Annotated in this window: 15 protein-coding genes; all 15 read right to left on the reverse strand. The window is 68.3% G+C overall.

Features of this window, described 5'->3' with window-relative positions; all coding sequences use genetic code 11:
- Positions 1 to 121 precede the first annotated feature (121 nt).
- The 15 genes from ATCM_RS05005 to ATCM_RS05075 all read right to left on the reverse strand — a co-directional run bounded on the left by ATCM_RS05005 (position 122) and on the right by ATCM_RS05075 (position 20,119).
- Positions 122 to 2,497: a methyl-accepting chemotaxis protein gene (locus ATCM_RS05005; RefSeq protein ID WP_132863147.1), complete on the reverse strand. Its 2,376-nt coding sequence runs from the start codon at positions 2,495 to 2,497 to the stop codon at positions 122 to 124.
- Positions 2,498 to 2,579: 82 nt separating this feature from the next.
- Positions 2,580 to 2,885 (reverse strand): hypothetical protein, encoded by a 306-nt coding sequence (locus tag ATCM_RS05010; protein WP_132866075.1) that lies wholly within the window; start codon positions 2,883 to 2,885, stop codon positions 2,580 to 2,582.
- Positions 2,886 to 3,093: 208 nt separating this feature from the next.
- Positions 3,094 to 3,588, reverse strand: a complete 495-nt coding sequence (locus ATCM_RS05015) for a chemotaxis protein CheW (RefSeq protein ID WP_132863148.1) — start codon at positions 3,586 to 3,588, stop codon at positions 3,094 to 3,096.
- A 138-nt stretch (positions 3,589 to 3,726) separates the two neighbouring features.
- On the reverse strand, positions 3,727 to 4,497 hold the full coding sequence (locus ATCM_RS05020; protein ID WP_132863149.1) for a flagellar brake protein: 771 nt from the start codon (positions 4,495 to 4,497) through the stop codon (positions 3,727 to 3,729).
- 213 nt (positions 4,498 to 4,710) lie between these two features.
- The gene (locus ATCM_RS05025; RefSeq protein ID WP_132863150.1) at positions 4,711 to 5,589 is read right to left on the reverse strand and encodes an alpha/beta hydrolase; all 879 of its coding nucleotides are present in this window, start codon (positions 5,587 to 5,589) and stop codon (positions 4,711 to 4,713) included.
- Positions 5,590 to 5,739: 150 nt separating this feature from the next.
- On the reverse strand, positions 5,740 to 7,977 hold the full coding sequence (locus tag ATCM_RS05030; protein WP_132863151.1) for a methyl-accepting chemotaxis protein: 2,238 nt from the start codon (positions 7,975 to 7,977) through the stop codon (positions 5,740 to 5,742).
- A gap of 323 nt (positions 7,978 to 8,300) precedes the next feature.
- The gene (locus ATCM_RS05035; protein ID WP_132863152.1) at positions 8,301 to 10,934 is read right to left on the reverse strand and encodes a methyl-accepting chemotaxis protein; all 2,634 of its coding nucleotides are present in this window, start codon (positions 10,932 to 10,934) and stop codon (positions 8,301 to 8,303) included.
- Positions 10,935 to 11,064: 130 nt separating this feature from the next.
- Positions 11,065 to 13,308 carry a methyl-accepting chemotaxis protein gene (locus ATCM_RS05040; RefSeq protein ID WP_132863153.1) on the reverse strand — a complete coding sequence of 748 codons (2,244 nt, stop codon included), beginning with the start codon at positions 13,306 to 13,308 and terminating at the stop codon, positions 11,065 to 11,067.
- A 434-nt stretch (positions 13,309 to 13,742) separates the two neighbouring features.
- Positions 13,743 to 15,704, reverse strand: a complete 1,962-nt coding sequence (locus ATCM_RS05045; RefSeq protein ID WP_132863154.1) for a chemotaxis protein CheA — start codon at positions 15,702 to 15,704, stop codon at positions 13,743 to 13,745.
- Between the two features lie 36 nt (positions 15,705 to 15,740).
- Positions 15,741 to 16,106, reverse strand: coding sequence for a response regulator (locus ATCM_RS05050; protein WP_087922463.1), 366 nt, complete (start codon positions 16,104 to 16,106; stop codon positions 15,741 to 15,743).
- The gene (locus ATCM_RS05055; RefSeq protein ID WP_132863155.1) at positions 16,103 to 16,411 is read right to left on the reverse strand and encodes an STAS domain-containing protein; all 309 of its coding nucleotides are present in this window, start codon (positions 16,409 to 16,411) and stop codon (positions 16,103 to 16,105) included. The genes ATCM_RS05050 and ATCM_RS05055 overlap by 4 nt, the downstream gene beginning before the upstream one ends.
- A 203-nt stretch (positions 16,412 to 16,614) precedes the next feature.
- Complete coding sequence (locus tag ATCM_RS05060) at positions 16,615 to 17,646, reverse strand: chemotaxis protein CheW (protein WP_132863156.1); 1,032 nt, start codon at positions 17,644 to 17,646, stop codon at positions 16,615 to 16,617.
- A complete protein-coding gene (locus ATCM_RS05065) occupies positions 17,643 to 18,431 on the reverse strand; it encodes a ParA family protein (RefSeq protein WP_132863157.1) in 789 nt (262 codons plus the stop codon). The genes ATCM_RS05060 and ATCM_RS05065 overlap by 4 nt, the downstream gene beginning before the upstream one ends.
- Positions 18,431 to 19,375: a flagellar motor protein MotD gene (gene motD / locus ATCM_RS05070; RefSeq protein WP_132863158.1), complete on the reverse strand. Its 945-nt coding sequence runs from the start codon at positions 19,373 to 19,375 to the stop codon at positions 18,431 to 18,433. Before motD ends, ATCM_RS05065 begins: the two co-directional genes overlap by 1 nt.
- 3 nt (positions 19,376 to 19,378) lie before the next feature.
- Positions 19,379 to 20,119, reverse strand: a complete 741-nt coding sequence (locus ATCM_RS05075) for a flagellar motor protein (RefSeq protein WP_132863159.1) — start codon at positions 20,117 to 20,119, stop codon at positions 19,379 to 19,381.
- Between the last annotated feature and the right edge of the window lie 54 nt (positions 20,120 to 20,173).

Genomic DNA, 20,173 nt, shown 5'->3' on the forward strand with positions numbered 1-20,173 from the left:
AAAGGGCAGCGCCCGTGGGTGGCGAGCGGGAAAGGGGAAGTTACGGGTGTATCGGCCGCGGGAGCCGAATGTTTAGCCGGCGCATAACGCACGACCCCGGCCGGAGCCGGGGTCGTGTGGGTCAGAACTCCTGCCAGTCCGAATCGGCCAGCTCGGCAACCGCGGTGCGGTTGCCGGCCACCCGCCGGCGTACCGGTTCCGGTGCGGGTGCCGGGCGACGCGGCTCGGGCTTGCTGGCGAGCGGCGGCGCGGTGACGGGTTCTTCCGGCTGGCTGTCATCGAGGCGGAACACCGACACGACGGTGGCCAGGTGGCCGGCCTGTTCTTCCATCGAACGGGCCGCGGCGGTGGCTTCCTCCACCAGCGCGGCGTTCTGCTGGGTGGTCTCGTCCATCTGGGTGACGGTCTGGTTGACCTGCTCGATGCCGGCGCTCTGTTCCTGCGAGGCGGCGGAGATCTCGGCCATGATGTCGGTCACGCGCTGCACCGAGGCCACGATCTCGCCCATGGTGGTGCCGGCCTTGCGGACCAGCGCCGAGCCGTCGGACACCTTGCCGACCGAGTCATCGATCAGGCCCTTGATCTCCTTGGCGGCACCGGCCGAGCGCTGGGCCAGGGTCCGCACTTCCGAGGCGACCACGGCGAAGCCGCGGCCCTGCTCGCCGGCACGCGCCGCTTCGACTGCGGCGTTCAAGGCCAGGATGTTGGTCTGGAAGGCGATGCCATCGATGACCGAGATGATCTCGGCGATCTTCTTGGACGAGGCCTCGATGGCGCTCATCGTGGTCACCACCTGGCTGACCACCTCGCCACCCTGCGAGGCCACCGAGGCGGCACCGATGGCGAGCTGGTTGGCCTGGCGGGCCGATTCGGCGTTCTGGCGCACGGTGGAGGTCAGTTCCTCCATCGAGGCGGCGGTTTCCTCCAGGTTGGCGGCCTGCTGCTCGGTACGGCGCGACAGGTCGTTGTTGCCGCTGGCGATCTCGGTGGCGGCCGCATTGATGGCAACCGAGGATTGCTTGATGCGGCCAACGATGCCGGTCAGCTGCTCGGCGGTGGCGTTGGCGTCGTCACGCATGGTGGCGAACACGCCCTGGTACTGGCCATGCATGCGCACGGTGAGGTCGCCGCGCGACAGCGCCGAGAGCAGCGCGGAAATCTGTTCCAGGCTGCTGGCGTTGGCGTCGAGCAGGCTGTTGATCTGGCCGGCCAGCTGCAGGAAGAAGCCGTCCTTGTCGCTGGTCTCGATGCGGCCGCTGAGGTCGCCGGCGGCGGCGGCTTCGATCACGCGCGCTACTTCCTTCTCCACCAGCGCCTCGGTGGTGCGGTCGCGCCATTCGACCACGTGGCCGACGGCCACGCCGCCGTCGTTGCGAATGACCGAGATCGCCTGCGCGAACTGGGCATCGCCGAAGCTCATCTGGCGGCGGGCCACGCCGTTCTTTTCCAGCGCTTCGAGCACCTTGTTGTCGACCTGGCCGTTGTGCTCCAGCGCGGTGACCGGTTGGCCGACCAGGGCGATGCTGGCGTCGTAGTGGGACAGGGCGCCGGTCAGCGCGTCGTTGTACTGGGCCAGCGTGTCCAGCAGGGCACGGTTGGCGTAGACGATTTCGAGGTCTTCGTTGGTCAGGTACACGCCGGTGGAGGAGTAGTCCAGCGCGGTACGGATGCGCAGGTTCTCCGCGGCCACGGCCTGGTCGCGCTCGATGCGCTCGCGCAGGTCGCGCTGCATGCGCTGCATGGCGCGCAGCAGGTCGCCGACTTCATCGGCACGGTTGACGTCGATATGGCCGTCGAGCTTGCCGCTGGCCACTTCGTTGGCCACGTCCACGGCGCCGCGCACCGAGCCGACCAGCGAGCGGGCGAACAGCCATACCAGCAGCACGCCGCCGGCCGCACCGACCAGGATGGCGATGGCGGTCAGGATGGCCGAGGTGGTGTAGGTCTCCGCGGCGGCCTTGGCACCGGCCTGGGCACGGGCATTGTCGTTGGCGGCCAGTGCCTCCAGCGACACGTAGGCCTTGCGGTGCAGGTTGCGGGTTTCGCCGACGAAAGTGTCGATGGCGTCATCGGGCAGGTCCAGCGACAGCATCTCCGTCACCGAGTCGTAGGACACCGTGGCGGCCTTCCAGTCGGCAGCGAAGGCGTCGAACAGCTTCTTCTGCTCGGGGTTGTCGATCAGCTTGGGATAGCTGGCGATGGTTGCGTCGATCTCCTTGCGCAGCTCCTCGGCGCGGCGCTTGGCGTCGGCCTTGACCTCGTCACTGGCACGCACCAGGCCCTGGTAGGACGCGTTGCGGTACTCGCTGACCATCCCGCTCAGTTCACCGGTCGCGCGCAGGCTGGGCATGCGGTTGTCGGCCAGGTCGGTGGTGGCTTCATTGAGGGTGTACAGGCCACGGAACGCGACGATGCCCTGCAACAGCATGACGAACAGCACGACGCCGAAGGTAAGCATCAGCTTCGGCTTGAGTTTGAGCGAGTTGACCCACTGCATCTTGGAGATCTCCGGTGACGTCCCGCGCGTGCACGGGCAGCGTGCGCCGCACCGGCGGGGCCGGCGCGGCACCAGGCTGGGATTACTTGATGTTTGCCAGCTTCAGGCTGGCCGGCGAGCTGACTTCGATCTCGGCGCGCGAGGAGTCACGCTGGATCTTGCCGATGACGCAGACGGTCTTGCCTTCCAGCGATTCCAGCGGGAAGCCGAAGTTGCCACGGTTGGCGCCGGAGATGCGCGCGGAGAAGGTGTGGCGCGGGAACTGGCCACCCATGTGCAGGAAGGTCGGCTGGCCTTCGGAACCTTCGGCGTAACGGGCCTTCTCGACCTTGCCGCAGACCATGCCGTCCTTGCCGGCGAAGCGGGCGGCGTTTTCCGGCGGGATCATCTCGGCCGGGTCGGCGGCGACGTGGAACGAGGCGGTGGCCAGGACGGCTGCCGACAGCAGGCAAATCAGGTGCTTGGACATCAAAATCTCCGGGGATGACGAGAGGGCGCCAGTCGGGGAGGACGGGCATGCAATGGGCTATCGGCCGACAGGGCAGGCGGCTGAGGGCGCATGTTCGGAAATGTGATGCGCCTCCCGGTTGGCTGGGTCAGGCCGCGGCTTCTTCGGTCACCGCGGCCTGCCCGAGGTCGGCGGTGTCGAGCAGGGTCTCGATGTCCAGCAGGATCAGCATGCGGTCGTCCTGGGTGCCGATGCCGGAGATGAAGCGGGTGTCCACGGCGGCACCGAATTCCGGGGTCGGGCGGATCTGCTCGGCCGACAGCGGGATCACGTCCGAGACGCTGTCCACGACGATGCCGACCACGCGGTCCTCGACGTTGAGCACGATCATCACGGTGAAGGCGTCGTAGCGTGCCTCGTCCAGGCGCAGCTTCAGGCGCAGGTCGATGACCGGCACGATGGTGCCGCGCAGGTTGATGACGCCCTTGATGTAGTCCGGGGCATCGGGCACGCGGGTGACCGCGTCGTAGCCGCGGATCTCCTGCACCTTGAGGATGTCCACGCCGTAGTGCTCGGCGCCGAGGGTGAAGCTGAGGTACTCGCCGCCGGTGCCTTCGGCGGAAGTGGTACGCGTATCGTTCATGGCAGGTCCTGGTCCTGGCGTGGCGCCGGTGGCTGTTGCACCGGTATCGGCGCCAGGAGGCGGGACTTTAGCGACGGACAGCCGCGGGCGGCGGGGCGCGTTCGGCCAGGCCGGGCGCACGATGGCGCCCGGGCCGGGTCAGTCGCCGTTGCTGCGCGCCTTGCGTAGCCGATCGATGCGGAAGATGTACCGCTGGATCAGCGTGTCGGCACCGCGTGGCAGGTCGTCGAAACGCAGGCCGGCGCGGATGGTTTCCATGCCGTTGGCCTGTTTCTGCTGGCGCAGGTTGCAGACCACCAGGGTGGTGGTCACCGGCGGGGCGTCGGGGATCAGCAGCCCGCAGCCGCGATAGCGGCCCTGCAGGGCGAGCAGGGCCTGCGGCGAGGGCAGCATCAGCGCCATGCCGCCGGCGCTGATGTCGATCACTCGCCAGCGGCTGGGCTCGCCGCCGTCCGGGTCGGGGATCAGGCAGTAGGGTGAATCGCCCACCGGGGTTTCCAGCCGGTAGAACTCACGGCGCTGCAGGTGGTAGACCTCCTCCGGCAGCGGTACCCGGAACGCCACCCGGCCGTCCTGTTCGATGCGGCGGTGGCCATGCAGCTGGAAGCGCACGGTGACCTTGTCGACCTGGCCAAAGCACAGCAGGGAAGCGGCGACCTCCGCGCTGCGGTTGATCGCCGGCAGTGGGCTGGCATCGAGCAGCAGGCCGTCCTCGTCCACTTCCAGCACGGCGCTGGGGAAGGACTGGTCGCGCCCATCCGGGTGCGCGTTGACCATCGACCGCTGGTCGATCATCTGCTGCAGCAGGTGCCGGATCTGGTGCGGGCTGCGCACCATGTAGCGTTCATCGGCATACAGGTTGCCGGCGACGGTGGACGGGCTCGACTCGAAGGATTCGGGTACGGACATGGAGGCGCTTGCAGAGGGTCGAAGCCAGGGAGCCCGCAATCGGTCTCCTGGAAACTGTGATATCGGCCGCTCTTTCTAACTCTTTAGGCGCACTGTTACGAGCCTTTTGTGAAGCAGATGGCCGTTGGCACCGGCTGGCGATTCCGGAGACGGAATTCCGTCACTGGCTGGCGGCGTACGTAGAGGGCCGTTTCGGCCTTGGAAGAGGCGCGGCTATGGCTGCAGGCGCGACTGGAGGAACGCCCCGACCACCCGCTGGTATGCGGCGGGGTCATGCGCGTAGAGGTCGACATGGGCCGCGCCGGGCACCTCCCAGAACTGCTTGGGCGCAGCGGCGGCACGATAGAGCGCGCGGGCTTCGTCGATGGGGGTGTGGCGGTCCCGTGAACCGGACGCGATCAACACCGGGGCGCCGATTGCGGCCAGGTGATCGATGGGCCGAAGGTCGTCGGCCGAGAGCTGCAGGCGCAACGGCAGCTGCCACAGCAGCAGCTGCCACAGCAGCAGCGGCGCCAGCGGACGTCCGGGGGCGCCCAGACGGATGGCCAGGCGGTCGGCGACGGCTTGGTCGAGGCTGGGGTACATCGATTCCAGGACAACGGCGGCCAGTTGTCGCGTGGAAGCGGACAGCACTGTGGATGCGGCCCCCAGGGACACCCCGATCACCGCGACGGGTCGGCCCGGCGCTTGTTGGCCAAGGAACGTGACTGCCGCGTCGACCGCCTTGGACTCGTTGGCGCCGAAGGTGATGTGCGCGGCGGGGGATTGCCCATGCGCCGGAAGGTCGATGAGCAGCACGGAATAGCCCAACTGCTTGAGCCACTGCGCGCGGGGGAGCATCTGGCGCCGGTCCGAGCGCACGCCGTGCAGAAGGAGCACGCTGCCCTTGTCCGCCTGGCCAGGGACAAACCATCCAGAGACCGGGCCAGCAGCCGAATCAATGCGCACCGGACGGGCGCCGAGCGAGGCCGGCGGGGGCCCTATGGTGCGCGGCACCGGAGTGATCAGTGCCTGGCCGATGAGCAGGCTGCCGGCCACACCGACCACCAGCAGGGCGGCAAGCCCGATGAGAATGCGCGTGATGCGGGGCATGGGACGTCGCGTGGGAGGGACCGTCCTGGGATCTTCGATCCTTTCGCCGGCCCATGTCCACGAGGCGTCACACGATGACCCTGGATGAAGCCAAAGAGGCCGGCGGTGGACAGGCCGGAGAGTTCCCGACCACCGCCGGCAAGCAACGGATCAGAACTCCTGCCAGTCCTCGCCACTGCTGACCGGTGCGTGGGCTGCCGGCTTGCCCGGGATGGCGCGCAGGGTGGGGCGTGGCCGTGGGGCGGCCGGCGGCGGTACGCTGGCGGCAACGCGGGCCAGTGATGCGCTGACGGCGTCGGAGAGGCGGAACTGGGCCACTGCATCGGTCAGCTGGCGCGCCTGGTCTTCCATCGAGCGTGCCGCCGCGGAGGCTTCCTCGACCAGCGCGGCATTCTGCTGGGTGCTCTCGTCCATCTGCATCACGGTCTGGTTGACCTGTTCGATGCCGGCGGTCTGTTCCTGCGAGGCGGCGGCGATGTCGGCCATGATCGTGGTCACGCGCTGCACCGAGGCCACGATGTCGTCCATGGTGCTGCCGGCGCGGCGGACCAGTTGCGAGCCTTCGCTGACCTTGCCGACCGAGTCGTCGATCAATCCCTTGATCTCCTTGGCCGCGGCGGCCGAACGCTGCGCCAGGGTGCGCACTTCCGAGGCCACCACCGCGAAGCCACGGCCCTGGTCGCCGGCCCGGGCCGCTTCCACCGCCGCGTTCAAGGCCAGGATGTTGGTCTGGAAGGCGATGCCGTCGATCACGCTGATGATGTCGGCGATGCGTTGGGAGGACTGCTCGATCGAGCTCATGGTGTTGACCACGCGCCCGACCACTTCGCCGCCCTGCGCGGCCACGTCGGCGGCACCGCGCGCCAGCTGGTCGGCCTGGCGGGCATGCTCGGCGTTCTGGCGCACGGTGGAGGTCAGCTCCTCCATCGAGGCGGCGGTTTCCTCCAGGTTGGCGGCCTGCGTCTCGGTGCGGCGCGACAGGTCGCTGTTGCCGGTGGCGATCTCGCTGGCCGACAGGCTGATGCTGCCGCTGGCGGCCTGGATGCCGGAGACGATGCTGGCGAGCTGGTCGATGCTGGCGTTGCCGTCATCACGCATGCGCGCGAAGATGCCGTGGAAGTCGCCTTCGACACGACGGGTCAGGTCACCGTCGGCAATGGCCTGCAGCAGCCGCGAGATGTGGCCGAGGTTGTCCTCGGTGGTCTGCATCAGCGCGTTGAGCCCGCCGACCATCTCGCGGAAGTCGTGTTCGTAACGGTCGATGTCGCCACGCTGGCTGAAATCACCGGCGGCGGCGGCGCGCGACAGGCGCTTGATCTCGTTGTTGATGGCCGACAGGCTGGCCTTGGTGCCGTCCATCGCGTCGGTGATGGCGGCCTTCTCGCCGGGCAGGCGGTCCATGTCCACCGACAGGTCGCCACGGGCGTAGTGGCGCATCACCTCGACCACCCGCATCTTCACGCCGATGTGCTGGGCGACCAGGGCATTGACCTCGCGCACCATGCGCCCGTACTCGCCGGGGAAGCGGGATTCGTCGATGCGGTAGCTGATCTGGCCCTGGTCGTGCTCGCGCGCCATGTCCGACTGCGCGGCGATCACCGCCTTGAGCTGGTGCTGCATGCGCTGCATCGAAGCCAGCAACTGGCCGACCTCGTCACCGCGTCCGGCGTCGATGGTGCCGTCCAGGCGGCCGGTGGCGACCTCGTCGGCGGCCCGCAGGGCGTCCTTCAGCGGGCGTACGATGGCGCGCACGATGACCACGCCGAGGGCGACCGACAGCAGGCCCAGCAAGGCCATGCAGGCGAACAATGCGTTGGTGCTGCGCGCCTGGGTGGCATCGGCGAGCGCCACCTCGCTGTCCAGGGCCGACACGACGTAGCTGCTGAGCTTCTCCACGTCGCTGAACAGGTCGCGGCGGCTGACGCGCGAGTGTTCGTTGGAGATCTGCTGGGCCAGCTCGAACTGGCCATCGGCCACGGCCTTTTCCAGCTGCGCGTGGGCGCTGAGGTATTGCTCCAGGGTCTTGAGCATCTGGCCGTACAGGCGCTTCTGCTCATCGCTGGCGGGCAGGGCTTCGTAGCGCTTCTGGTGCTCGGCCAGCTTGGCGCGCTGGTCGGCGATGCGCTGGTTGTACTCGGCGACGAACGCCGGCTCGTGCAGGTGGGACAACTGCGACAGTTCGGCGATGCGGATTTCGGCCAGGTCGGCGCGGATGCTCTCCAGGTGTTGGACGGCCGGCATGTAGCGCTGGCTCATCTCGTTCAACTGGGTGGTGGCCTGCTTGAGGCGGACCACCGCGAACGCGCCCATGCCAACGGTGGCGACGGTGGTGAGGGTGAAAGCGATCGCGAGCTTTCGGGCGATCGTGAGGTTGCGGAAGAACTCCATCTCTTTCTCTCCGGATCGACTTTGCGGGTGACGCCCTCGCCCGAGGATGTTGCCGGCGCGTTGGCGCGGATATGGCCGGCGTTCATTGCCGGCTGTTCAGCGGATAGCGGCGCGATCCGGAGGCGGCTTGATGGCTGAATAGGGAGTGTTTTATGAACTGAATGGGCATGTGATGAAATCGTGAGGATCGTGATGAAACTCTTACGATTCAGGGCGTTATCTGTAATCCCGGCTACGCGGAAAGTGGGTTGGATGTCCCAAAACACGACAACCACGGGCAGGCCGTGGTCGTCGTGGGGGTGAAGCCGGAAGCCGCGGGAGAATCAGAATTCCTTCCAGTCCTCGCCATTGGCGACCATCGGTTCGATCCGGCGTGCCGCCGGCGCGCGGGCGATGCGCGGGCTGGCCGGTGCCGGGCTGGCCGGGCGGCTGCGTGGCGGGTTGGCGACGCTGGCGGTGCCCGCCTTGGACGCGATGTGGAAGGCGGCCACCGCTTCGTTGAGCAGCAGTGCCTGTTCTTCCATCGCCCGGGCCGCGGCGGTGGCTTCCTCCACCAGCGCGGCGTTCTGCTGGGTGGTCTCGTCCATCTGGGTGACGGTCTGGTTGACCTGCTCGATGCCGGCGCTCTGTTCCTGCGAGGCGGCGGAGATCTCGGCCATGATGTCGGTCACGCGCTGCACCGAGGCCACGATCTCGCCCATGGTGGTGCCGGCCTTGCGGACCAGCGCCGAGCCGTCGGACACCTTGCCGACCGAGTCATCGATCAGGCCCTTGATCTCCTTGGCCGCACCGGCCGAGCGCTGGGCCAGGGTCCGCACTTCCGAGGCGACCACGGCGAAGCCGCGGCCCTGCTCGCCGGCACGCGCGGCTTCCACCGCGGCGTTGAGCGCCAGGATGTTGGTCTGGAAAGCGATGCCGTCGATGACCGAGATGATCTCGGCGATCTTCTTGGACGAGGCCTCGATGGCGCTCATCGTGGTCACCACCTGGCTGACCACCTCGCCACCCTGCGAGGCCACCGAGGCGGCACCGATGGCCAGCTGGTTGGCCTGGCGGGCCGATTCGGCGTTCTGGCGCACGGTGGAGGTCAGTTCCTCCATCGAGGCGGCGGTCTCCTCCAGGTTGGCGGCCTGCTGCTCGGTACGGCGCGACAGGTCGTTGTTGCCGGTGGCGATCTCGCTGGAGGCCAGGTTGATGCTGGAGGCCGCGTTCTGGATGCGGCCGACGATGGCGGTCAACTGGTCGACGGTGGCGTTGGCGTCGTCGCGCATCTGTGCGAACACGCCGTTGAACTGGCCGTCCATGCGCACGGTGAGGTCACCCTGGGCCAGTGCCTGCAGCACCTGCGAGACCTTGGCCAGGTTGCCGTCGGCGGTTTCCATCAGGTGGTTCAGGCCGGCGACCATGTCACGGAAGTCGTGCTGGTAGCCGTCTACGTCGCCGCGCTGGGTGAAGTCACCGGCCGCGGCCGCGGTGGCCAGCTGCCGGATCTCGGTGTTGATGGCCGACAGGTTGGCCTTGATGGTGTCCACGGTCTCGGTGATCACCGCCTTCTCGCCGGGCAGGCGCTCGATGTCCACGCTCATGTCGCCGACGGAGTAGCGCTTGAGGATGTCCAGGGTGTCGCTGATGGTGGCCACGTTGCCGGCGACCAGGCCGTTGGTGGCGCGTACCATCTGCCCGTAGTCGCCGGGGAAGGCGCTCTCGTCCATGCGGTAGCTGAGCGAGCCGGCGTCATGCTGGCGGGCCATCTCGCCCTGCGCGGCCATCACTGACTGCAGCTGCGCCTGCATGCGCTGCATCGAGGACAGCAGCATGCCGAGTTCGTCATCGCGCTGGGCGCGCAGGACATTGTCCAGCTTGCCTGCGGCGATCTGGTCGGACACGTTCACGGCCTGCCCCAGGGGCTGGAACACCAGCCTGCGCAGCAGCACGTACAGCGCCAGGCACAGCAGCAGTGCCGCCGCCACGCCGACGCCGATGATGGTCCACAGCAGCACGCGGGCCTGCTGCATCAGCAGCGAGTGCGGTACCACCACGCCGAAGGCGAAGTTCTGGCCGGCATTGCCGATCTTCAGCGGGACATAGGTTTCCACCACGTCCTCGCCCAGCGCGGCATCGCGGCTTTGCCCGAACACGACCTGACCCTTGGCGGTGCCGGCGAGCATCGCCTTGGTCGCGGCATCATCGACCTTGCTGCCGACCTTGGCCGGGTCGCGGTCGGCGATGATGGTGCCGCCCGGCGACAGCAGCCGCACGTAGCCCTGTTCCATCGGGTGCATCGTGCTCAGGCGCTCCTGCAGCGACTGCAGGGCGAAGTCCACGGTCATCACGCCGAGGAAATGGTCGCCTTCCACGATCGGCGTGGCCAGCGTGGTCATCAGGATGCGACGGCCACCGATCTCGTAGCTGTACGGTTCCAGCACGGCCGGCTTCTTCGAGGCACGTGGCTGCAGGTACCAGTCGCCATCGCCGGGCACGTCGTAGCCGCGCAGGGCCTCCTGCACGGGCGTGCCGTCCTGCCAGGCCCAGTAGCTCATGAAGCGGCCGCTGGCATCGTGGCCGTCGGTATCGACGAACTCGGCGTCCTTGCCGTCGAAGGCGTCCGGTTCCCACAACGTGCCGACGCCGATCCACTGCGGGTTGGCCAGCAGCTTCCGCTGCAGGACGCTGGAGGCATTCTGGCGGGTCAGCGCGCCGGACTGGCGCAGGCTCAGAAAGCTGCTGGCCAGCGTGTCGTTGGATTCGAAGCCCAGTCCCATCTCGGCCGAGATGCGCTGCGCTTCCAGGTTGGCCATGTTCTCCAGGTTGGCACGCGAGACCGACATCAGCGCGTCGCTGCTGCGCAGGTAGATGATCATCGCGGTGAGGCCGAAGGCGAACGTTGCAACCAAAGCGGTTCCGAGCATCAGGCGCATGGCGATGCTGCGGGTAAAGGAACGTCGGGAAGTGGACATTGGCGACTACCGGCCGGGTGGAAGGAGGGGATTGATCAGTAAATCGGCTTGCCTGGGTGTTGCTTGAGGGAAACGGCAGCGGCTGGCGGTGCCTGCCGCCGCCCATGGGACGGGCGGCGGCGCGGGGACATCAGAACTCCTGCCAGTCCTCGCCATTGGCGACCATCGGTTCGATCCGGCGTGCCGCCGGCGCGCGGGCGATGCGCGGGCTGGCCGGTGCCGGGCTGGCCGGGCGGCTGCGTGGCGGGCTGGCGACGCTGGCGGTGCCCGCCTTGGACGCGATGTGGAAGGCGGCCACCGCTTCGTTGAGCAGCAGGGCCTGTTCTTCCATCGCCCGGGCCGCGGCGGTGGCTTCCTCCACCAGCGCGGCGTTCTGCTGGGTGGTCTCGTCCATCTGCATCACGGTCTGGTTGACCTGCTCGATGCCGGCGCTCTGCTCCTGCGAGGCGGCGGAGATCTCGGCCATGATGTCGGTCACGCGTTGCACCGAGGCCACGATCTCGCCCATCGTGGTGCCGGCCTGGTGCACCAGCACCGAGCCTTCGCCGACCTTGTCCACCGAGTCCTCGATCAGGCCCTTGATCTCCTTGGCCGCGCCGGCCGAGCGCTGGGCCAGGGTCCGCACTTCCGAGGCGACCACGGCGAAGCCGCGGCCCTGTTCGCCGGCACGCGCCGCTTCCACCGCGGCGTTGAGCGCCAGGATGTTGGTCTGGAAGGCGATGCCGTCGATGACCGAGATGATCTCGGCGATCTTCCTGGACGAAGCCTCGATGGCGCCCATGGTGTTGACCACCTGGGCGACCACGTTGCCGCCCTGGCTGGCCACGCCGTGCGCGCCGATGGCCAACTGGTTGGCCTGGCGGGCCGATTCGGCGTTCTGGCGCACGGTGGAGGTCAGTTCCTCCATCGAGGCAGCGGTTTCCTCCAGGTTGGCGGCCTGCTGCTCGGTACGGCGCGACAGGTCGTTGTTGCCGGTGGCGATCTCGCTGGAGGCCAGGTTGATGCTGGAGGCCGCGTTCTGGATGCGGCCGACGATGGCGGTCAACTGGTCGACGGTGGCGTTGGCGTCGTCGCGCATCTGTGCGAACACGCCGTTGAACTGGCCGTCCATGCGCACGGTGAGGTCACCCTGGGCCAGTGCCTGCAGCACCTGCGAGACCTTGGCCAGGTTGCCGTCGGCGGTTTCCATCAGGTGGTTCAGGCCGGCGACCATGTCACGGAAGTCGTGCTGGTAGCCGTCCACGTCGCCGCGCTGGGTGAAGTCACCGGCGGCGGCGGCGGTGGCCAGCTGCCGGATCTCGGTGTTGATGGCCGACAGGTTGGCCTTGATGGTGTCCACGGTCTCGGTGATCACCGCCTTCTCGCCGGGCAGGCGTTCGATGTCCACGCTCATGTCGCCGACGGAGTAGCGCTTGAGGATGTCCAGGGTGTCGCTGATGGTGGCCACGTTGCCGGCGACCAGGCCGTTGGTGGCGCGCACCATCTGCCCGTAGTCGCCGGGGAAGGCGCTCTCGTCCATGCGGTAACTGAGCGAGCCGGCGTCATGCTGGCGGGCCATCTCGCCCTGCGCGGCCATCACCGACTGCAGCTGCGCCTGCATGCGCTGCATCGAGGACAGCAGCATGCCCACTTCGTCGCGGCGCGAGGCGTCGATGCGGCGGTCGAGCTTGCCGGCGGAAACATCATCGGCCACGCGCACGGCTTCGCCCAGCGGCGCCATGATCGCACGGATGATGGCCCAGCCAAGCAGCGCGGCCAGCGCCAGTGCCGCCGCCAGCATGCCGAACACGGCCAGCAGCGAGCGCGTGTGCGCTTCGCGCGACATCGCGGTCTCCCTGGCCAGCTGTTCCTGGTTGTACTGGGAGAGCTTCTTGAGCTGGTCGAACAGCGCGCGGCGCATCTTGCGCGAGTCGGAGCTGGAGATGGCCGAGGCGGTGGCGAAGTCATCGGCGGCGATCGCCGCGGCGATGCGTTCATGCGCCTCGAAGTACGCGGCCCGGTAGTCCTTGAGCTGGTCGTACATCGCCTTTTCCTCGGCGGTGTAGTCGGTGTCGATGTCGTCGTAGGCCTTTTCCTCGGCCTCGATCACCGCGCGCGTATCGGCCATGCGCTTGTCGTAATCGGCCAGCTGCTCGGGGTTGCCCTGGTAGGCCAGCTGCGCCTGCTCGAACGTGCGGAACTCACCGAGCTGCGCGCGCATCTCGCCCAGATGCTGCACGGCGGGCATCCAGTTCTCGTTGACCTGGCGGATCTGCTGCTGGGCGACATCCATGCGCCACACCGAGAACAGGCCCAACAGCAGGGTCAGCAGACCGGTGGTGCAGAACGCCAGCAACAGCTTCCGCGTGATCGACAGGTTCTGGAACCATTTCATTGCAGATGCCTCCGTTTGGCATTGCGTGCTACGCGCAGGCCCTTCGCGCCTGCGCAGGTAACGGGGAAATAGGCGGGCGGCGAAGCGCCCGTGTGGTGGTGGCACCACGATGTGCTGCGGTATCGGCACTGCCGTGGGGTTCTTGACAGCCGCCGACGAACGCTTGCTGACGGTGTTCAGGTGAATGCGGTGGGGAATGACACTGGCCGCATCGGGCCCGTCGACCGTCGCAGGGCGGAGCGCCCGGTGGCATCGGGTGCGATCGCGGTGTTCGCCTGTGGAGAGGGGGTGGAAAGGGGGGGGGAAGGGGCAGGGACGCCATTCCCGCCTGCGCGATGGCAGGCGGGGAAGGCGCCGGGTGCCGTCATGGACGGCCGGTCAGCGGCCGGTCGGCATCCCGCCAACCGGTGCGCGATGTGGGCGCGGGGCCGGGATCAGGCGGCCTGTGGGATCCGGAGCGAGCGCACCAGCCCACCGATGTCGACGATCAGCGCGACGCGGCCATCGCCGAGGATGGTGGCGCCGGAAACCCCGCCGATGCGGCGGTAGTTGTTCTCGATGTTCTTGACCACCACCTGCTGCTGGCCGAGCAGTTCATCCACTTCCAGCGCGATCTTCTGGCCGTCGCCTTCGACCACCACCACCAACGGGTCGGCATGGCGGTCATCGCGGTAGCCGTAGTACTGGCCCAGCGACAGGATCGGCAGGTACTCGCCGCGCACCCGCAGCACGCGGCCTTCGCCAGCCATGGTGCGGATGTCGTCGGCCTGCGGCTGCAGTGCCTCGAGCACGTAGGCCAACGGCAGGATCAGGGTTTCGCCGGCCACCGAGACGGTCATGCCATCGAGGATGGCCAGGGTCAGCGGCAGCCGGATCAGCACGCGGGTGCCGTGGCCGGTGCGGCTTTCCAGCTGCACTTCGCCGCCCAGCGCCTGGATGTTGCGGCGGACCACGTCCATGCCCACGCCTCGCCCGGACAGGTCGGTGACCGCGTCGGCGGTGGAGAAGCCCGGCTGGAAGATCAGGTCCCAGACCTGCGCGTCGGTCGGATTGTCCGGCACGCTCAGCCCGCGCTCGAGCGCCTTGGCCAGGATCTTGTCGCGGTTCAGCCCGCGCCCATCGTCGCTGACCTCGATGACGATATGGCCCCCCTGGTGCGACGCGGCCAGGGTGATGGTGCCGGTTTCGTCCTTGCCGGCATCGCGGCGGACGTCGGGCATCTCCAGGCCGTGGTCGATCGAGTTGCGGACCAGATGGACCAGCGGGTCGGCGATCTTCTCGATCAGGCCCTTGTCCAGTTCGGTGCCTTCGCCGACGGTGCGCAGGCGCACCTGCTTGCCAAGGCGGCTGGACAGGTCGCGGACCAGGCGCGGGAAACGCCGGAACACCGCATCCACCGGCAGCATGCGCACGCCGATGACGGCTTCCTGCAGGTCGCGGGTGTTGCGCTCGAGCAGGTCCAGGCCGGCGAACAGGCGTTCGGCATGGACCGGGTCCAACCCGCCGGAGACCTGCTTGAGCATGGCCTGGGTGATGACCAGTTCGCCGACCAGGTTGATCAGTGCATCGACCTTGTCGACGCTGACGCGGATGGAGGTCTCCGCCTCATGCGTGCCGCCGGCAGCGGCGGGCTTGCCGGCATCGACGGCGGCGGGAGTGGCGGCCGCTGCGGGCGCCTCGTTGGCCAGGCTGGGCGGCGCGGCCGGACGGATGTCCAGCTCGCAGTCGTCCACGACCCAGGCAAAGGTGTCTTCGATGCGGCTGCGCGGCACCTTGCCAACCAGGCCCAGGTCCCAGGCCAGGTAGGCTTCCAGCGGATCAAGCTGCTCGAATGCCGGCAGGCGCTGCATGCGCGGTTCGACGTGCAGCGAGCCCAGCGTCTCCAGCTCGCGGATGATGCGCAGCGGGTCGTTGCCGCTCATGAACAGCGACGGCGCCGGCACGAAGCCGATCTGCCAGGCGTCAGGGGTTTCTTCCTGCTTCGCGGCTGCGACGGCGACCGGCGCCGTTCCGGCCAGTACCGCCTGCAGCCGATCAGTCACCGCCTTGACCGCGGCCGGGTCGGCGGCCTGGCCGTGCTCGACCTCGCGCAACAGCGCACGCAGCACGTCCACCGAGGCCAGCATCGCATCGACCGCGTTGCCTTCCAGCGCCCGCTTGCCGGCGCGCAGCTCATCGAGCAGCGTTTCCAGCACGTGGGTGAGGCCGGCGATGGCATCGAAGCCGAAGGTACCGGCGCCGCCCTTGATCGAATGGGCGGCGCGGAACACCGAGTTGATGACCTCCGGGTCGCGTTGGCCGTCTTCCAGCGCCAGCAGCCCGGCTTCCATCGCATCCAGCCCTTCGCGGCTTTCCTCGAAGAAGGTGGCGTGGAAACGTTGCAGGTCCATGCTCATTGGCGCGGTATCCGTGAGGGGTGCAGGCGGGGCGTATCAGCCCAAGACTTTCTGGACGGTGGCGACCAGCTGTTCGGGATTGAACGGCTTGACCAGCCAGCCGGTGGCGCCGGCGGCCTTGCCTTCGGACTTCTTGTCCGCGGCCGATTCGGTGGTGAGCATCAGCAGCGGGGTGAACTTGTAGTCCGGCAGCTGGCGCAGCTCGCGGATCAGCGCGATGCCGTCCATGTTCGGCATGTTCACGTCGGTGACCACCGCGTTGAAGCGCTGGCCCTTGGCACGGCCGAGGGCGACGGCGCCGTCTTCGGCTTCTTCCACCGAAAAGCCGGCCGAGGTGAGGGCGAAAGAGACCATCTGGCGCATCGACGCCGAGTCGTCCACCACCAGGATTCGTGCGCTCATGCAGCGTTCTCCACAGATTTCGTTGTGTCAGGGGTTGCTTCCAGACCGAAGGTCCGGAGGACACCGAGCAGGCGCGCGGCGTCACGGAAGGTATCGGTAGCGTTGTCGAACACGGTGCCGTGCCCGGCTTGCTGGCGGGCCACGACGAAGGCGCACAGCACCTGCATGGCCGCGGTGTGCACGCGGGCCACCTCGCTGGCGTCGACACGCAGTTCACCGCCCTGGCCGAGATGCGCGGCCAGTTGCTGTTTCAGCTCGCTGGTGGATTCGATTCCGAGATCCTGCGACAGCGCCACAGTGCTCATCGTTGCTCCGGGACAAACGTTACTGGGAGGGGTAGCGGCATTGCCCGGGGATTCTTTAGGGCAGGTGACCTGGTGCGGCGCGGAATGTGATGGATTGCGCGGTTTGCCCGGCAGGAGCGCCTTCCGGCGCGAAATCGATGCATCCAGGGCTTGCATGCATTCCCGGTAGGGAGGTGGTTCCCGCTTCGCGCCGGAAGGCGCGCCTACTGGAGCAGGCGGGTGGCATCGAGCAGGATCATCGGCTGGCTGCCGATGCGGGCAATGCCCTTGAACAGCTCGTTGGAGATCTGGCAGATGCGCGCGGTGTCCGGGGGTTCGATCTGCGAGTCGGTCAGGTTGGCCACGTCCTCCACGGCGGAGACGCGCAGGCCCAGTGTTTCGCCGTTCTCCTCCAGCACCACGATGCGGGTCTGCGCGGAGTCTTCGGTGACCGGTACGCCAAGGTGCCGGCACAGGTCCAGCACCGGGACCACCTGGCCACGCAGGTTCATGATGCCCAGCATCGACGGCGCGGCACCGCGCAGCGCCAGCAAGGGCACCGGCAGGACCACTTCCTGCACCTTCAACAGCTCCAGCGCATAGGCCTGCGCACCGCAACGCAGGCGCAGCCAGCGCGAGGTGCGCTCGCTGGCGCGGCGTTGCTGCGGTGGCCGTGCGGCTTGCGCCTGCAGTTCCTGCCAGGTGTTCGGCGCGGGGGCGGGTGCGGCAGGGGCGGGCGCAGGGGCCGGTCGCGCGGTGCGGGCCGGCGGTGGCGGTGCAGGGGCCACGCCTGCGGCCACGTCGAAGGCGGCCTGCAGGCCGGGGCTGTCGGCATGGGCAAGCCGGGCGCTTTCGGCCGCGTCGGTTTCGTAGATGACCTCGTCCGGCAGGTCGTCCCAGGTGGGCTCCGGCGTCGGCGCGGCGGCGACCGGCTCAGCAGGCACGTCGGCCCAGGTGGGTTCAGCCATGGCGCTCGCGCGTGAAGCCGCGGCGGCGGCCAGCGCAGCCTCGAAGGCGGCTTCCAGTTCGGCGCTGTCACCGGGCACGGTGGACGCAGCGGCGACGGGGGCGTCTACGGGCACGGCATCGGCCTGTGCCTGGACCTCGGCCAGCGCGGCTTCGAAGGCGGCTTCCAGCTCGGCGCTGTCACCCGGTATTTCGACCGGCGCGGCCGGCGCAGTGGGGGGCGCCGCCGTCGGCATGCCGCCGCCGAGCAGTTCGTCCAGGTAGTCGTCCAGTGCGCCGACGGTACTCATGCCGCCTCCTGCGCTGGCCGCACGCGTGCCTCTTCGGCCAACAGCCAGTCCAGCGCGCGGCGATACGCGGCATGGCCGCGGCCGGGGTAGTCGTCGCCCTGGATCGGCTGGACCAGGCCGGCGACCTGGCTGATGCGGGTATCCAGCGGAATGGCATCTTCCCAGACGCGCTCGCCGTGACGGTCCTGCATCGCGCGCACCGACTCGTTGCCGGCGCGGGTGCGGCGGTCGAACAGGGTCGGCAGCACCGAGATGGGCAGCGGCCGCTTGCGTGAGCGCTCGACCATTTCGCCGGTGCGGACCATGCCGTCCAGGCCGTGCAGCGCCAGCGGCTCGGCCTGGGTGGGGATGACCAGGCGGTCGGCCGCGGCCAGCGCGTTGATCATCAGCAGGCCCAGCGTGGGCGCGCAGTCGAGCAGGATGTAGTCATGGCGGTCGCCGTGGCGGGCCAAGGCCTGCTGCAGCGCCAGGCCGAGGCCGGGCTGGTTGGCGCTGCGGCGTTCCAGCGTGGCCAATGACGCCTGCGCGCACAGGTAGTCCAGGCCCGGGATGTCGCTGGCGCGCGCCAGCGCGGCGATGTCGTGCGGTGGCGTGGCGAACAGTTCCTGCACGCCCTGCGGCACCGGTTCGATCGGCACGCCGAAGGCGCGGGTGAGGGAGGAATGCGGATCCAGATCGATCAGCAGCACCTTGTGCCCGCGCGCGGCCAGGCCGCGCCCCAGTGACAGGGTGGTGGTGGTCTTGCCGACGCCACCTTTCTGGTTGGCAATGGCCCAGATACGCATCAGTGAACTCCTTCGATGACAGCGGGCACCGAGGCGGCGGCAGCGGGGGAGCTGTCACCACGGGGGGCGTCGGTGCCGTTGGTGCCGGCGGTGGTGGTACCCGCGCCGGGCAGGTCGGCCGCTGCGGCCGAGTCGGCCAGGATGATGACCATCACCCGCCGGTTGCGGTTGCGGCCTTCCGGCAGGTCGTTGCTTTCGCGCGGACGGAACTGGCCATAGCCCACCATCGCCAGCCGTGCCGGCTGCACGCCATGGTCGGCGAACAGGTGCACGACGCTGGCCGCGCGACCGGCGGACAGCTCCCAGTTGGACGGGAACTGCGTGGTGGCGATCGGCACGTTGTCGGTGTGGCCTTCCACGCGCACGCCGTTGGGGGCATCGAGCAGCACGTCGGCCAGCTTGCCCAGGGTGTCGCGGGCGCCGGCATCGAGCGAGGCCGAACCGGTGGCGAACAGGATGTCGCTGTTGATCTCCACTTCCAGCCACAGCTCGGTGCGGCGCACCGTGATCACGCCCTGCTTGACCAGCGGCGCCAACGCGGAACTGAGCCGGTCGGCGATCTGGTTCAACTGGCGCTCGGCGCGCTGCAGCTGTTCCTGGTTGCGCGTGGAGACCGGCATGCGCATGTGCGATGCCATCGACGGCAGCTGGGTGGGGTCGGCCATGGCGCCGCCGGTCATGCTCGGCGAGCGGATCACAGACGGGGTGTCGTGGCCGCCGCCCTGGATCTGCATGTTGCCCACCTGCACCTGGCTGATGGTGCGCGGTGCACCGCCGAAAGCGGTGGACAGGGAGTCGGCCATCACCCGGTACTTGCCCTCGTTGAGCGAGGAGATGGCGTACATCACCACGAAGAAGGCGAGCAGCAGCGTCATCAGGTCGGCATAGGGGATGGCCCATGCCTCATGGTTGGCGTGCTCTTCGTGGTGCTTGCGACGTGCCATGGCTCAGTTCACGAACCCGGCCAGGCTGTTTTCGATGTTGCGCGGGTTCTCGCCCTGGGCGATGGCGATCAGGCCCTCGATGACCATCTCGCGCTCGCGCGTGCTGGAGGCGATCACGCTCTTGAGCTTGGCCGAGACCGGCAGGAACAGCAGGTTGGCCGAGGCGATGCCGTAGATGGTGGCGGTGAACGCCGCGGCGATGCCATGGCCGAGCTTGCTCGGGTCGGCCAGGTTCTTCATCACCGCGATCAGGCCCAGCACGGCACCGATGATGCCCAGCGTCGGGGCGTAGATGCCCATGCCTTCGAACACCTTGGTCGCCGCCAGGTCCTGTTGCTCCTGACTGCCGAGCTCGATTTCCATCATGTGGCGGATGGTGTCCGGTTCCACGCCGTCGACCACCAGCTGCAGGCCCTTGCGGATGAACGGGTCGTCCTGCTGCTCCACCTGCGGCTCCAGGCCCAGCAGGCCCTGGCGGCGGGCGATGTTGCTCCAGTCCACGATCTGCTGGACCAGCGCGCGGCGGTCACTGGCCGGCGGGCGGATCACCCAGCGTACGATCCTGAAGGCGTGCTTGAACACCGCCGGAGAGGTATGCAGCAGGATCGCAGCGATGGTGCCGACGATCACGATCACGAACGCGGCCGGCGACCACAGCGACGACAGGCCCGCACCCTTGAGGATGCTGCCGCCCACCAGCGAAGCGAGGGCGAGGAAGAGTCCAATGATGCTGAGTCGGTCCATGGTGTTGGATATCGGCCTTGTGAAGACAGTCTTGAATCTGGGGTGTTGCGTTCG

The sequence above is a fragment of the Stenotrophomonas sp. ATCM1_4 genome (assembly GCF_004348115.1).
Lineage (GTDB): Bacteria > Pseudomonadota > Gammaproteobacteria > Xanthomonadales > Xanthomonadaceae > Stenotrophomonas > Stenotrophomonas capsici.